Source organism: Pseudocolwellia antarctica, assembly GCF_049933045.1.
Lineage (GTDB): Bacteria > Pseudomonadota > Gammaproteobacteria > Enterobacterales > Alteromonadaceae > Pseudocolwellia.
In genome coordinates, this window is the sequence record NZ_CP187926.1 from 1,899,494 (window position 1) to 1,913,812 (window position 14,319).

Annotated in this window: 16 protein-coding genes and 1 tRNA gene; 13 read left to right on the forward strand and 4 right to left on the reverse strand. The window is 35.6% G+C overall.

Features of this window, described 5'->3' with window-relative positions; translation table 11 throughout:
- Positions 1-67: 67 nt before the first annotated feature.
- From ACPUVN_RS08200 to ACPUVN_RS08215, 4 genes are all read left to right on the forward strand, one after another.
- A complete protein-coding gene (locus ACPUVN_RS08200; RefSeq protein ID WP_426370420.1) occupies positions 68-1,834 on the forward strand; it encodes an Ig-like domain-containing protein in 1,767 nt (588 codons plus the stop codon).
- A gap of 121 nt (positions 1,835-1,955) precedes the next feature.
- Entirely contained in the window at positions 1,956-3,536 is a 1,581-nt protein-coding gene (locus tag ACPUVN_RS08205; protein ID WP_426370421.1) for a sulfatase family protein, read from the forward strand.
- A gap of 58 nt (positions 3,537-3,594) precedes the next feature.
- Positions 3,595-3,813 carry a hypothetical protein gene (locus ACPUVN_RS08210; protein ID WP_426370422.1) on the forward strand — a complete coding sequence of 73 codons (219 nt, stop codon included), beginning with the start codon at positions 3,595-3,597 and terminating at the stop codon, positions 3,811-3,813.
- Between the two features lie 31 nt (positions 3,814-3,844).
- A complete protein-coding gene (locus ACPUVN_RS08215) occupies positions 3,845-5,263 on the forward strand; it encodes a sulfatase family protein (protein WP_426370423.1) in 1,419 nt (472 codons plus the stop codon).
- Between the two features lie 271 nt (positions 5,264-5,534).
- Here the strand turns inward: ACPUVN_RS08215 and ACPUVN_RS08220 are convergent.
- Positions 5,535-5,625, reverse strand: a tRNA-Ser gene (locus ACPUVN_RS08220).
- Positions 5,626-5,772: 147 nt separating this feature from the next.
- On the opposite strand from ACPUVN_RS08220, the gene ACPUVN_RS08225 reads away from it, so the two are divergent.
- The 6 genes from ACPUVN_RS08225 (at position 5,773) to ACPUVN_RS08250 (ending at position 8,689) form a co-directional block, all read left to right on the forward strand.
- Positions 5,773-6,369 (forward strand): DNA-3-methyladenine glycosylase I, encoded by a 597-nt coding sequence (locus ACPUVN_RS08225; RefSeq protein ID WP_426370424.1) that lies wholly within the window; start codon positions 5,773-5,775, stop codon positions 6,367-6,369.
- A 132-nt stretch (positions 6,370-6,501) separates the two neighbouring features.
- The gene (locus ACPUVN_RS08230; protein ID WP_426357081.1) at positions 6,502-7,167 is read left to right on the forward strand and encodes a Bax inhibitor-1/YccA family protein; all 666 of its coding nucleotides are present in this window, start codon (positions 6,502-6,504) and stop codon (positions 7,165-7,167) included.
- A 104-nt stretch (positions 7,168-7,271) separates the two neighbouring features.
- Positions 7,272-7,661: a sulfurtransferase complex subunit TusD gene (gene tusD, locus ACPUVN_RS08235; protein ID WP_426370425.1), complete on the forward strand. Its 390-nt coding sequence runs from the start codon at positions 7,272-7,274 to the stop codon at positions 7,659-7,661.
- On the forward strand, positions 7,661-8,026 hold the full coding sequence (gene tusC / locus ACPUVN_RS08240; RefSeq protein WP_426357079.1) for a sulfurtransferase complex subunit TusC: 366 nt from the start codon (positions 7,661-7,663) through the stop codon (positions 8,024-8,026). Before tusD ends, tusC begins: the two co-directional genes overlap by 1 nt.
- A gap of 25 nt (positions 8,027-8,051) precedes the next feature.
- Positions 8,052-8,348 carry a sulfurtransferase complex subunit TusB gene (tusB, locus tag ACPUVN_RS08245; RefSeq protein WP_426370426.1) on the forward strand — a complete coding sequence of 99 codons (297 nt, stop codon included), beginning with the start codon at positions 8,052-8,054 and terminating at the stop codon, positions 8,346-8,348.
- Between the two features lie 2 nt (positions 8,349-8,350).
- On the forward strand, positions 8,351-8,689 hold the full coding sequence (locus ACPUVN_RS08250; protein ID WP_426357077.1) for a TusE/DsrC/DsvC family sulfur relay protein: 339 nt from the start codon (positions 8,351-8,353) through the stop codon (positions 8,687-8,689).
- A 237-nt stretch (positions 8,690-8,926) separates the two neighbouring features.
- Here the strand turns inward: ACPUVN_RS08250 and ACPUVN_RS08255 are convergent, their stop codons facing one another.
- Together ACPUVN_RS08255 and ACPUVN_RS08260 are read right to left on the reverse strand one after the other, a co-directional pair.
- Complete coding sequence (locus tag ACPUVN_RS08255; RefSeq protein WP_304368061.1) at positions 8,927-9,133, reverse strand: hypothetical protein; 207 nt, start codon at positions 9,131-9,133, stop codon at positions 8,927-8,929.
- Between the two features lie 156 nt (positions 9,134-9,289).
- Positions 9,290-10,738, reverse strand: coding sequence for a glyceraldehyde-3-phosphate dehydrogenase (locus ACPUVN_RS08260; protein WP_426357076.1), 1,449 nt, complete (start codon positions 10,736-10,738; stop codon positions 9,290-9,292).
- A 156-nt stretch (positions 10,739-10,894) separates the two neighbouring features.
- Between ACPUVN_RS08260 and ACPUVN_RS08265 the strand changes: the two genes are divergently transcribed.
- Entirely contained in the window at positions 10,895-11,704 is an 810-nt protein-coding gene (locus ACPUVN_RS08265) for a DUF2989 domain-containing protein (protein WP_426357075.1), read from the forward strand.
- Between the two features lie 97 nt (positions 11,705-11,801).
- Here ACPUVN_RS08265 and msrB read toward each other — a convergent pair whose 3' ends face one another.
- On the reverse strand, positions 11,802-12,179 hold the full coding sequence (msrB, locus tag ACPUVN_RS08270) for a peptide-methionine (R)-S-oxide reductase MsrB (protein WP_426357074.1): 378 nt from the start codon (positions 12,177-12,179) through the stop codon (positions 11,802-11,804).
- A gap of 289 nt (positions 12,180-12,468) precedes the next feature.
- Here msrB and gap point away from each other — a divergent pair, with 289 nt between their 5' ends.
- Positions 12,469-13,473: a type I glyceraldehyde-3-phosphate dehydrogenase gene (gene gap, locus ACPUVN_RS08275; protein WP_426357073.1), complete on the forward strand. Its 1,005-nt coding sequence runs from the start codon at positions 12,469-12,471 to the stop codon at positions 13,471-13,473.
- A 254-nt stretch (positions 13,474-13,727) separates the two neighbouring features.
- Complete coding sequence (locus ACPUVN_RS08280; protein ID WP_426357072.1) at positions 13,728-14,300, forward strand: TetR/AcrR family transcriptional regulator; 573 nt, start codon at positions 13,728-13,730, stop codon at positions 14,298-14,300.
- Positions 14,301-14,319 lie beyond the last annotated feature (19 nt).

The window sequence follows — 14,319 nt, forward strand, 5'->3', positions numbered from 1 at the left end:
TAAGGGGTAATAATATTAAGTACCTGCTTTGTATAAGCAGTTAATGCAAAAAAATTGGAGAAGTAAGATGAAAATCAACTTACTAAAAAAGGCTATATTAGCATCTTTTATTAGCACAGCACTTGTTGGCTGTGGAGCTGACGAAGGTTTAAATTACAATCTTGATTCAAATGAAGCGGTAGAAATGCAAAGCCGCTCATTTACAATTAGTACAACTGAAACAGATAATGAAAATGATGAAAACCGTTATTTAATAGTAGAATTATTACAAGGTGTCAGTTCTAGAGGCGTTACCCTCACCGATGATTCTACCGGAATATTTATTCAAGATACTGCTGAATTATGGACTGTTACCCCTGCAGACCGTAATTTAAGCTTTGGCAGTAACGATTCACCTATTCTTTTAAATGACAATAAATTAGTTGTTGATACTTATTTATTTGACGAAGATATTCGCAGTGGTGAAGCAGCTGTTTACACGCTTAGCTATTGGATAAATAATGGTTTTCAATTTGTCTGTGCAAACATGGCTCAACATCCTTTAAATTGTACAGAAGAGGAAAAGCAGGCAAACCCAAATCGCCGTACTTTAACCTTAGAAATAAATGCGCTACCCGATCCTATTGAGTCTATTACCTTAAGTGATTTTAATGTGCCATTAGATGACACAATTGTTGCGCCACTTGCGATTTTACCTAGCTATGCAGCAAGACAAGATTTGAGCACAGACTTTACTTGGTCTGTTCCAGATAATAACGGTATAGCAAGTGTTGATGACAGTGGTACTTTAACCGGTCTAGCACTAGGTTCAACCACATTAACAGCAACGTCTGTTGAAATGCCAAGCCTAACTGCAACGGTAACTATAACAGTAACCAACCCACCTAAAAATGTGGCTAGCATTATGCTAAATACACTTAATGGAGCTAATATTACAGGGACAGTTTCAGTGCCTACCTGTACATCATACAATTTTATTGTCGCTCCAATTAAACAAGATGATGCACAACCATTGAGTGGAGATTTTGTTTACGGCTACAACAGTACAGAAGCATCTAGCGTGGTTGATTATGTTTTAGATACTTTGGATGATACCAGCAAACAGGCAAAGGCTTATTTCTCTCCTGTAAACGTAGGTAGTTCAGAAGCGGCTGAAGTAGTATTAAATGGCTCTACACCGCCAAGCTCTGTTGGTGTTGATATAAATACGCTTACAAATGCTATGTGCGCAGATGCTCCAATGATGAATGAAAACTTCAAAATGGCTGCTCCACAGCAAAATAGAGATATGTTTAAAAGTCTTAATGGTTTTGCACGAAACGGTGCGGGTGCTGATGGCACTGTTGATGGAACAGGCGCATTCAACGTTATTGCAGGTATCGGTAAGCATGGTAGTGATGGAATACAATTTACAGCTGATGCTGCAACAGGCACTAATGCCGTATTAGTCGCATACGATAAAAACCCGGCAAGAAATATTGGCAATATATCGTTAGCCGCAGGCGGTGATTTTAAAGTTTCTTTTTGGATTAAAAATAATAATGCAACTTCATTCAAAATTGAAAATGCTATTATGAAAAATACCACAAAAACCTTCTTACCTGAAAGTGGAGACTTCACTGATACGCTATTAGACCAAAAAGGTGTTGATGCTATCGAGATAGCGGCAAATGCTGATTGGCAACTGATTGAATTAGATGTTCTCGCTGTAGCTGCTTTTGGTGGAAATGACCGTGCTAAGTGGGATATTATCTTTGTACCAAGCGCAACTGACGGTAGCACTCCTATTGATGTTTATATTGATGATGTTTCAATTGCCCAATTAAATAATTGATACCGTGATGCGAAAAAATATGTAAATTAATTAGAAGGATCTCACATTGAGATCCTTCTCTATTTAAAGCACATTATTTTAGAACTCTCTTTTAAATCTCGCTAAATAAGAATGATTTCTCATGTCAAATTTAACTAACTTAAACAAAGTAAAAGTATCCTCAATTCTAGCCATATCATTAAGCGTTCTTTGTGCTTGTTCAGCAGAAGTAGTGCAAGATAATCAACAAAAATCAACGGTTAAACCTAACATTGTTATTTTTTATGTTGATGATTTAGGTTGGGGTGACTTAAGCAGCTATGGCGCTACACAGGTAAACACCCCTAATGTTGATGCGCTTGCTGCAAACGGTATTCGTTTTACTGATGCACATTCATCGTCAGCAACGTGTACACCATCAAGATACTCATTATTAACAGGCGAACATGCCTTTAGAAAAAACGTAAGAATATTAAAAGGTGATGCTGCGATGGTCATCTCTCCTGAACAAGATACTTTACCCAAAATGTTAAAAAATAATGGCTATCAAACGGCGGTTGTTGGCAAATGGCATTTAGGGCTAGGTGATGGAAAAAAAGATATTGATTGGAATAATGATGTGTTACCTGGGCCTTTAGAAATAGGCTTTGACTACAGCTTTTTATTACCCGCAACAGGCGATCGTGTTCCGACCGTGTACTTAGAAAATCATCAGGTACTAAATTTATCGAAGGATGATCCCCTTTATGTCAATTACCAAGAAAAAATAGGTAATCGCCCTACCGGCTACGAAAATAGAGAACTACTTCGCCAAAATGCCGATAGCCAACACGATAAAAGCATCATAAACGGTATTAGCAGAATAGGCTGGATGCAAGGCGGTAAATCGGCTGAGTGGGTTGATGAAGATTTCCCATTAGTGCTGACAGAAAGAGCGAATAACTTTATTAGCAACAACCAAACAAAACCTTTTTTCTTATTTTTCTCATTCCACGACATTCATGTGCCAAGAGTACCCAATGAAAAATTTAAAGGTGCAACAAAAATGGGTGTACGTGGCGATGCCATTGTGCAAATGGACTGGATAACAGGTGAAGTTGTTAATCACCTTAAAGCACTCGATTTATTAGATAACACCCTGGTTATTTTTACCTCGGATAACGGCGCGGTGTTAACTGACGGTTATGATGATGATGCACTCAAACTCATTGGCGACCATAAAGCGAATGGTGTATACAATGGCGGAAAATATAGTGCTTTTGAAGGCGGTACTCGCGTGCCCTTAATTCTATATTATCCTAAGCAAGTTAAAGCTGGCGTAAGTGATTCATTGACTAGCCAAATTGATATTTATGCCTCTATTTCACAACTACTCAATATTGAATTAGGTAACGATGAGGCTATTGATAGTCAGAAAAAACTTAAAGGTTTTTTCAACGCTAACGAAGAAGCCCGTGATGTGTTAATTGAAGAAACCCCTTTTACCTTAGCCATTAGAGAAAATAACTGGAAATACATTCGCCCAGCGAATCGTGTGCCTAAATTTATTAAAACCAAAAAGAATATAAACAGCGGTACCTCTACAGGTGTTCAACTATACAACTTAGACATTGATCCTAGTGAACAAAGCAATATAGCTCACAAACACCCTGACATTGTCGCCAGATTAGAACAAAAGATGGTAAATATTGAAAACCAAAGTAACCGAGTTAATGATCTTTAAGCAGCATAACCATCATAACCAAGTAATTTGGTTATGATGATTTAAGGAAGAATATACAATGAAAACTAAAAAAAATGTACTACAGCGTAATGTACTAAAGCGTTTTGTAAAGACTAGCGCTTTATTGATCTGTACAACAATCACATTAAGTACTTTAACCGCATGTAACTTTGCCGGTAACTATGCCGATAATAATGCCAGTAAGCCAATGAATGAAACTACCGTAGAAAAAAAAGGCTATAACTCCGCAAGCCGTAAACAAAACAGGGAAACCTAATGTTATTTGGGTTGTACTAGAAGATATTAGCTTGGATCTTGGCGCCTATGGCCACCCATTAGTTAAAACCCCTAATTTAGACAAAATAGCTAAAGAAGGCATGCGATTTAATAATGCCTTTGCCACCTCGTCTGTTTGTTCTACCACACGTTCAGCATTTTTTACTGGCATGCACCCTACTTCGATAGGTGCTCATCATCACCGTAGTCATTTAACCGATAACTATCAATTACCAGAGCAGGTAAAAATGTTGTCCGAATATACGCGCGAAGCGGGATATTTCAATTTATTGATGGGGCCTAAACAAAAAACTGATTTTAATTTTGCTACTCGTGTAGAGCCCTTTGATGCAATGGATGGTGAAATACAATATTCAGGCGGTGCTTATACCCATGGCCCTGTTAAAGAAAGTATTTTAAATAAACCCGCTTGGCAAAAATATTTAAAACAGGGACAAGGTAAACCGTTTTTTGCACAAATTAATTACAGCGAAACACACCGTACTTTTATTAACGATGTTGAAGACCCAATAGATGCATCATTAGTTAAGCCACCAAGTTATTACCCTGACCACGATATAGTAAAACGTGATTGGGCGCTTTATCTTGAAACAGTTCAACATGTTGATAAAAAAATAGGCGTCCTTTTCAACGAACTTGAACAAGCAGGAGCGTTAGAGAATACCATAGTATTTATATTTGGTGATCACGGTCGCGCAATGCTAAGAGATAAACAATGGCTATACGATGGTGGTATTCAAGTACCATTAATTGCTTGGGGTAAAGGCATTGAAGCCAACACAGTAAATAATGACTTAGTCAGTTTAATTGACTTAGCGCCAACCAGCTTGTCTTTAATTGGCGAACCTGTTCCAGCCTATATGGAAGGCAAAGTAATTTTAGGTAAAGATAAAATTATCAGAGAATACATATATGCCCAACGAGACCGCTGTGATGAAACAGATGACCGTATAAGAGCCGTTCGAGATCACCAATTTAAGTACATCAAAAATTTCAAGCCTGAACAGCCGTATACGCAATTTAATGCCTATAAAAAGCTTAACTACCCTGTATTGACCTTAATGCAGAAAATGCACGACGCAGGTGAGCTATCGCCAATGCAAGATCAGTTTTTTGCTAAAACACGCCCTATTGAAGAGCTTTACGATATTAAAAACGATCCTGAAGAAACGACTAACTTAGCTGCAAATCCTAAATACCATTCAAACTTACTTCGAATGAGAGCCGAGCTTGAGAGATGGCAATTAGAAACTAAAGATCTAGGTATGATAGATGAAGATCCTAAAGTAATCGCTTATTGGGACGAATTTTTTGAAAAACACTACACAACACAAATGGCACTTCGTGGCTTATCAACTGACATCAGTAACGAAGATTATTTAATTTGGTGGGATAACTACCTTACTTCACTTGAAGTAGCTAAAAATTAGTTCTTAACTTATTTCTGACATTTTTTTACTTAGATAAAGGCTATAAATGCAAAAAACCCGCTAACTCTTACGAATTAGCGGGCTTCTCTTAATGTTTCGGTTAACTTCAAGGATGAAGTTATGTGGTTTTACAGGGATGTAATAAAAACCTGGAGATAGAGATTTGAACTCTACTCGAAGGATTAGCGCTACAAACCCTTTTTATAAAACTAAACACTGAGATAGCAAAAAGCCCGTTAACTCTTTCGAATTAACGGGCTTTTCTATAATGTGGCGGTGAGATAGAGATTTGAACTCTAGAAGGGCTACAAACCCTTGCCGGTTTTCAAGACCGGTGCTTTCGACCACTCAGCCATCTCACCTGAATGTAATAAAGCAACTAATTGCCTTAAGACGAGCCGAATATTAAAGTGTAGGAAATTACTTGTAAAGTATTAATTTACATTAAGTGTTTGTTTGCTGAGTAATTAATCAGTTTGCTTTCTATTTATACCGCAAAAGAGAAATCCATGCCTAAAAATGTAAAATGTCGTTGCCCTTGGCTAGATACAACGAAACCTGATTACGTAAAATATCACGATGAAGAATGGGGAGTTCCTGTTCATGATGATCAAAAGTTATTTGAATACCTTACTTTAGAGTCTGCGCAAGCAGGATTAAGTTGGTACACAATTCTTAAAAGACGAGAGAGTTATAAAGAAGCGTTTAACCAATTCAATATTAAAGAAGTCGCACAGTTTACTACTGATAAAGTGAATGAGCTTTTAGCTAATGATAAAATTATTCGTCATAGAGGTAAAATTGAAGCCACTATTAATAATGCAAAGTGCTTTATGTTAATACAAAAAGAGTTTGATTCGTTTAGTCATTATTTATGGGGGTTTGTGAATAATGAAACTGTAGTGAATAGCTGGAGCAAGAAAGAAGATTATCCAGCTACTTCTCCCCTATCAGATTTATTAAGTAAAGATTTAAAGAAGCGTGGATTTAAATTTTTAGGTTCTACAACATGTTATGCATTTATTCAGGCTTGCGGTTTAGTAAATGACCACAGTATTGATTGTTACAAACGTTCACAAATTATTAATGAATATCAGCAAGGTTAACCATAGCAATTTAAAAAAACCCGTGCCATAATATGTCACAATGGTTTATCGAAGATTTGTAGTAATAAATACTTGAACTTCATTAGAATGACCATATCTAAGAAGTATAACTACGTTTTTTAAGGAATTAGTATGCAATCAAATATTAGTTTAAATGCAAGCAAAAGCTCTGCAATTGAGATTAATAAAGTATTAAAAAATACTTATATGTTGTTATCAATGACATTAGCCTTTAGTGCTGTTACTGCTAGTGTATCAATGGCCATGGGATTATCTCATATGGTTGCATTGGTAATGACATTAGGCGCTTTCGGTTTATTATTTGTTGTTAACAAAAAAGCTGACCAAGCAAGCGGTATCTACTGGATTTTCGCTTTCACTGGCTTAATGGGAGCTTCTTTAGGACCAATGTTAAACTATTATGCAGCTATGCCTAATGGTGGTTCTTTAATTTTCCAAGCACTTGGTGGAACAGCATTAATCTTTTTCGCTTTATCTGGTTATGCATTAACAAGTAAGAAAGACTTCTCATTTATGGGTGGCTTTTTGATGGTTGGTCTTATCGTGGCAGTTGTTGCTATGGTTGCTAACATCTTTTTCCAAATCCCTGCTTTATCTTTAGCAATAAGTGCTGCAGTTATTATGATTATGTCTGGCTTAATCTTATATGATACAAGCCGTATTATTCATGGTGGTGAAACTAACTACATTAGAGCTACAGTATCTTTGTACTTAAATATTTATAATATTTTTGTTCACTTACTTAGTCTTTTAGGTGTTTTTGGTAGCGACGATTAATAATCATTAATTTAATATGATTATCAGTTTATAATGAAAGCCTCGCAATGCGAGGCTTTTTTTTACGTTATTATTTAGTTTACTTTTAAGTTTTGGAAATATTTGTGCGATCATTATCCGTTGTTATTACTACACCACCCTCTAGCTATTTAACCATTACAGCTATTGATTACATTAATTGTGCAATTGACGCAGGGATTGATGTAGTTGGTGTATTCTTTTATCAAGATGGCGTGTTAAACGCGAGTGCAAACATTTCTATCCCTAACGATGAATATCAAACACATAAAAAATGGCAAACACTCAATGAGAAACATGCTATTAATTTACATGTTTGTATTACTGCATGTGAAAAAAGAGGCCTAAGTGATGATTTAGCTAGTGAGCCAAATGGTCAAATAAGTCTAAGTAATATTAGCCAATACTTCACCGTTTCAGGCTTAGGCGAATTGGTAGAGTTAACAGCAAGAGCTGATAAAGTGGTGCAATTTTAATGTTAGATTCAAGTAAAAAAATAGCTATTTTAAATGCTTCATCAACCATTAATGAAGCGAGTAAAGAAGCATTAGACGCGGCGTTAATTTATGGTTCGTACGAACAAGCAACGTCTTTATTCTTTCAAGGTGAAGGTGTTCGACAGTTACTCAATAATCAGAATGTAGAAATGGTTAGCATAAAAGATTATTTAAAAACGATGGCCGCATTAGAGTTTTACGATATTGAAAATATATATGCCTGCAAAGCCTCACTTACTGAACGAGGTTTACGCGAAGAGTTTCATCTAGATAATGTTCAAGCATTAAATCCTGACGATTTTTCAGAAGCATTACATCAACATCAAGTTATTTTGAGATTCTAATACTTAAAGGTTTTAATATTTATATATGACTATTTTACATATACAAAGAACGTCTGCTTTCTATAAAAATGATTTCGCTCAATGTGTTGCTACTGTTCAATCTAATGATGCTTTGGTGCTTATTGATGATGGTTGCTACAATGTGACTCATTCATTGTTTAATACACTTAAGAGCCTACATGCTGATGTTAAGGTATTTCACATTCAAGAACACGCTCAAGCTAGAGCAATTAAAATAATAAATTCACAATCACAGCCAATCGCTATGGCGCAATTGGTTGAATTAACCTTTGAATATGATTCAACGATAACGTGGCAGTAAAAATGACAACAGCATTAGAATATAACGGAACGGTTATTCCTACAGACAAGCATGGATACTTAATTGATTTTACATTGTGGTCTGAAAAAATAGCGCCACTTTTGGCTCAATCTGACAATATGGAATTAACAGAAGCTCATTGGGAGATAGTTCGGTTTGTGCGTGAGTTTTACTTAACTTACAACACTTCTCCTGCGATCAGAGCGCTAACAAAAGCCTTAAAAACTAAGTTTGGTGAAGATAAAGCCAGTAGCCGATACTTGTTTAGATTGTTTCCAGATGGACCAGCAAAGCAAGCAACAAAATATGCGGGCTTACCTAAACCTGCTCGTTGTTTATAACGAACAAATTATTGTTGATAATCAATCTGATTATAAGTTAAGTGGTGTAACAAGCTTTAATAAAAAAGATAAATACAGAATGGTGTTACCAGCCAAGTGATTAGATGAGAAAAGCTGTTTGGCGTGAGGCATTGCAGCTTAGAAACTAAGCTTATCGCTGAAGGGCTAAGTAGCTAATCACTAAAAATGAGGTTAGCATTTTAGTTATCTACTCAACTGAATAAGCTTTAAAAAAAACTATACGCTTATATTTACAGTCCCACCTAACGTGCTAGAACTCGACGACTGTTGAGGTGCGACAACATTGGCAGATTGAATTAATTGTAGAGCCATTTTTCCTTCTAACTCCATCTGATTTTTAGCTACTCCCATGGTTTTCAAACCTTGAGCCGTTTCCGTTTGTAAAAACAACGAGCTATTTGATGTGTTCATTGTGATCGACATAATGTAAGTCCTAAACGTATTCAGTTATCTAAACTCAGATCGAGTTATAACTATAGACTGTATTTGTAGAAGATGCATAAAAAAAGCAGCGTATCTTGCGATAAACTGCTTTTAATTATTATCTAACCAAATTCAGCTAAATATTAATTAGAGTCTTTACACCTTAGGCAATGTCGGTATTTCAATACCCGCCATTTCAAGCATCACTCTAACAACCTGACAGCTGTAACCAAACTCGTTATCGTACCAAACGTATAACACAGCTCTATCGCCATCAACAATTGTTGCTTGTGAATCAACAACACCTGCGTAACGTGAGCCTACTAAGTCGGTAGATACAATTTCAGTTGAAGCCGTGTAATCAACTTGGTTTTGTAATTCTGAGTTTAATGAAATTTGTCTTAAATAATCATTCAAGTCAGATTTAGTGGTGCTTTCTTTTAGATTTAAATTCATTATCGCCATAGACACGTTTGGCGTTGGAACTCTTATTGCGTTACCTGTTAACAAACCAGCTAGCTCAGGTAATGCTTTAGCGACAGCTTTAGCAGCGCCTGTTGTACTAATAACCATATTTAATGGAGCACTACGACCACGGCGAGGCGCTGGATGATAGTTATCAATTAGGTTTTGATCATTAGTATATGAATGCACAGTTTCAACATGACCATTTTTAATGCCAAACTTATCGTTAAGGGCTTTAAGTACTGGTGTAATAGCATTTGTTGTACAACTAGCCGCTGAAACAATAGTGTCTTCAGGTAAAATCATTTTGTGATTAACACCATAAACCACGTTTTTAATATCGCCTTTGGCAGGAGCTGTTAATAAAACCTTACTAACCCCTTTAGATTTAAGGTGTTGACCTAAACCTTCTTCATCACTCCAAATCCCCGTATTATCAACAACTAAAGCATTATTAATACCATAAGAAGTGTAGTCGATATCTGAAGGAGATTTAGCGTAAATAACTTGAATAAAAGCACCGTTAGCTTTAATTACATTGTTTTCTTTATCTATAGTAATGCTGCCGTTAAATGCACCATGTACAGAATCTCTACGTAACAAACTTGCGCGTTTTTCAAGGTCGTCTGATTTACCTGGACGTATAACAATAGCCTTAAGGCTTAATGCACTGCTTGGCCCTGTTCTTTCAATAAGTAAACGTGCTAACAAGCGACCAATTCGACCAAAACCATATAAAACAACGTCTTGAGCTTTAGCAGCTGGAGCATTATTACATATAGTATTTAATTCTTGGTTTAAGAACTCTTCTATACTTAAGCCGTTTGCTTCACCTTTAAATAAATAACGGTAAGCTAATTTACCTACATCAATACGTGCAGCTGAAAGTGGGAGCTTGTTTAATGCTTCAATAAACGGATAACTTTCTCTAAGTCTTAATTTAGTTTCTTCGTGAAGTGCAACTGATTTATGAGCTTTAATAATATCGATAGCTGATGCATTAACTAAAGGACGACCATGGATAGATATTTCAATGCCTTTATTTCTAAACAATTGACCGATAATAGGCTGCATATTTTCGGCTAAAGTTTGTCGTTCTTGCCAACTATTCTGATATTCTATTTCAAGATTGCTTGTCATTTTTAAACCTTTTTTATTTCTGTTGAATGCACTATAGGCTATGATTAGTTACTAACTAATTGATATAAGAAAACTCATATATATTGTAAGTGATTATAAAAACTTTCACCATAGGTTACATATAATAACTTTCATAAATATGAAAACATTTGAAATATGCCTAAAAATCTTTTTGTAGCTATACCTTCTTTATTAAGTTTGGCTCTACTCATCAGTGCTTGTGATAAAGCGCCTAGCTTTGCTGATCTGTGTAGTGACAATCCACAAATATGTAATGAATTCAAAGAAGACTCGTGGTGTAAAAAAGAAAGAATTGAAGTAGGCTTTGCTAATTTGGCGCACCAAGCGAATGCTGGTGACATTGAAAAATTTAATCAATTAATAGGCTATGAAAATTACGCGCAGTGTATGAACCATGCGTCTAAAATTGAGCATATAAAGTTTAAAGAAAAACAGACAATGCGCATAACAAATGTTGTTAAAGCGAAGCAGAAAATAAAAGACATATCAAAAGCTACAGAAAACTCAAAACACCCTAGCCTGTTGTATTATCATTGGAGCCGATATTTAAATAAAGATGCCTTACAAACATTTCTAGATTTAGAAAGCACCAATAAATTAGAAACACCTGATTTACAGTTTAACTTAGCAACCTATTATGCTAAACGTGATCAAAGTAAAACCTTAAAGCTGTTGTATCATTCATTAGAGCTTAGTAAGAAAGACGACGTTATTAATACAGAAATATTTAAATCTATTGCGACTATATTTGCAGATAAAAAGAAATACACTCAAGTTTATATATGGTCTCAGATTTTAGCGACACACTCACCTGAAGATGAATCCATTAAACACGTAAATTTACAATCTTATGCGCAAACATTTAATTTAGATCAAGAGTTTTTAGATACGATCGCACTTAAAACTCTTGATAGCATTGTAAACGGACAATTCAAAACACCTTAGTACTTAACCTAAACACTGATTAACAATGTTTAGGCTTGATTTGTTTGTTTTGTCTTGTTTTAGTAAATTAATTACAAAGTTGATAATTGAACTGTCTTTACTCTTTATTTTTAAACGATAAACTTAAAGAGTTTACACAGTACCTTTTACCCGTTGGTTTAGGTCCATCATCAAATACATGCCCTAAATGTGAATCGCAAGCTTCACAAACAATTTCTGTCCGCTGCATCCCATGAGAAGTATCAACATTATATTTCACTTTCTCGGCAACCGACTCATAAAAGCTTGGCCAACCACATCCTGCATTAAATTTATGTTCAGATGAAAATAAAGGCACGTCACAGCATGCGCATAAGTATGTGCCTTCTAACCAATGATCATTATATATACCTGTAAATGGTCTCTCTGTAGCAGCCAGCCTGCACACTTTAAAAGCTTCATCGCTTAATTTGTCTTTATATATATCATCGTTCATTTGAAACACCTTTTATTAACGAATAGGGGTACTCTAAAATCACTATAGCAAAAAGCCGAGTTCATTTTCTATATGGGCCACATTATAGTGAATCACTTTCTATTGAGCCAAAGCAATTAAAACACCCTAATGTAAATACACATTACAAACATACGAAAAACCAGATGTAAATAGCTATTCTGTAACATATAAAATATAACAACTTTTATTGGATATAATGTAAGTTTAACTTGAATTATTTTCAGAATGGTGTAATTTTACTACATTATTTATATTTAGGATTTTTACTATGACTATTAAAGTTGGAATTAACGGGTTTGGCCGTATCGGTCGCTTCGTATTTAGAGCTGCTGCAGAAAGAAATGACATTGAGATTGTTGGTATTAACGATTTGATTGATGTTGATTACATGGCTTACATGCTTAAATACGACTCAACACATGGTCGCTTTAATGGCACTGTAGAAGTTAAAGACGGCAATTTAATTGTTAACGGTAACACTATCCGTGTTTCTGCTGTTCGTAACCCTGAAGAGCTTAAATGGAACGAGATTGATGTTGACGTTGTAATTGAGTCTACAGGCTTATTCTTAACAGACGAATCAGCTCGTAAGCACATTACAGCTGGTGCTAAGAAAGTTATCTTATCTGCTCCTTCTAAAGATGATACGCCAATGTTTGTTTCTGGTGTTAACTTCGATAAGTACGATGGCCAAGACATTGTTTCTAACGCTTCATGTACAACTAACTGTTTAGCACCACTTGCTAAAGTATTAAACGACAAGTGGGGAATTGCTGACGGTTTAATGACTACAGTTCATGCGACTACTGCAACACAAAAAACTGTTGATAGCCCTTCTGCTAAAGATTGGCGCGGTGGTCGTGGTGCTGGTCAAAACATCATTCCATCATCTACTGGTGCAGCTAAAGCTGTAGGTAAAGTAATTCCTGAGCTTAACGGCAAATTAACAGGTATGGCTTTCCGTGTTCCTACTCCAGATGTTTCAGTTGTAGATTTAACAGTTAACTTGAAGAAGCCTGCAACTTACGCAGAAATCTGTGCTGCAATGAAAGAAGCTGCTGAAGGTCCATTAAAAGGTATCTTAGGTTACACTGAAGACCAAGTTGTTTCTAACGACTTTGTTGGTGAAACTTGTACTTCTGTATTCGATGCTAATGCTGGTATTGCATTAACTGATACTTTTGTAAAAGTTGTTTCATGGTACGATAATGAAATTGGCTACTCAAACAAGGTTCTTGACCTTGCAGCGTTTGTAGCAAACTTTAAAAAGTAATCTATTTTGTAATTTAAGTACAAAATAGTAAAATAAGAGCCAAGCATTGCTTGGCTTTTTTGTGTCTAGATTTTGTATCACACTCCCTCCTCCATCTAAATAAAGCTTATTAAATAAAGCGTAGTGCGATCTAGATAAAGCCCTACCTACAATAATAAACGCCTGCAATAAATCACAACCTATCTACAAGTAGGTAAATCTTGACTTATTCTGATTACTAGGCATAATAACGTCATATTACTAAGAGACACGCTATGCAAAAGTTAAATGATACAGCCCATAAAATATTAGATATCGCTGAGTTTTTCACTCAAACTAAAGGCTACAATGCATTTAGTTATAAAGATATTCAAACTGAAATGGGCATTAAAACCTCAAGTATTCATTATTACTTTCCTACTAAAAAGCATTTAGCGCTAGCGATGACTGAACGTTATGTTAATAATTTTCAAATCGCTTTATTGAATATTCGTGATCAATACCCTTCAGGTGTTGATCAAATACAGAATATGGCAGAAGTCTACATTAATGTGGTAAAACAAAATAAGTTTTGTATGTGTGGCATGTTAGCCAGCGAGTTAACCTCTATATGTGATGCATCTGTAACGAAACTTATTTTCTTTTTCGACGTTGTACAAAACTGGGTTGAGGAAGCAATAACATTGGGTCAGGAGCAAAGCCTGATCAAAAAAGATATACCAGCTAAAGCAACAGCTGCGGGCTTTGTTTCAGTAATAGAAGGTGCAATGTTAATTGCGCGAGCTAAAGGTGAACCAGAGCATCTAATTAGCGTAATAAATAACACTATTGGTCAATTAAAAGCTTAACAAGATAAGCCAACGTTTC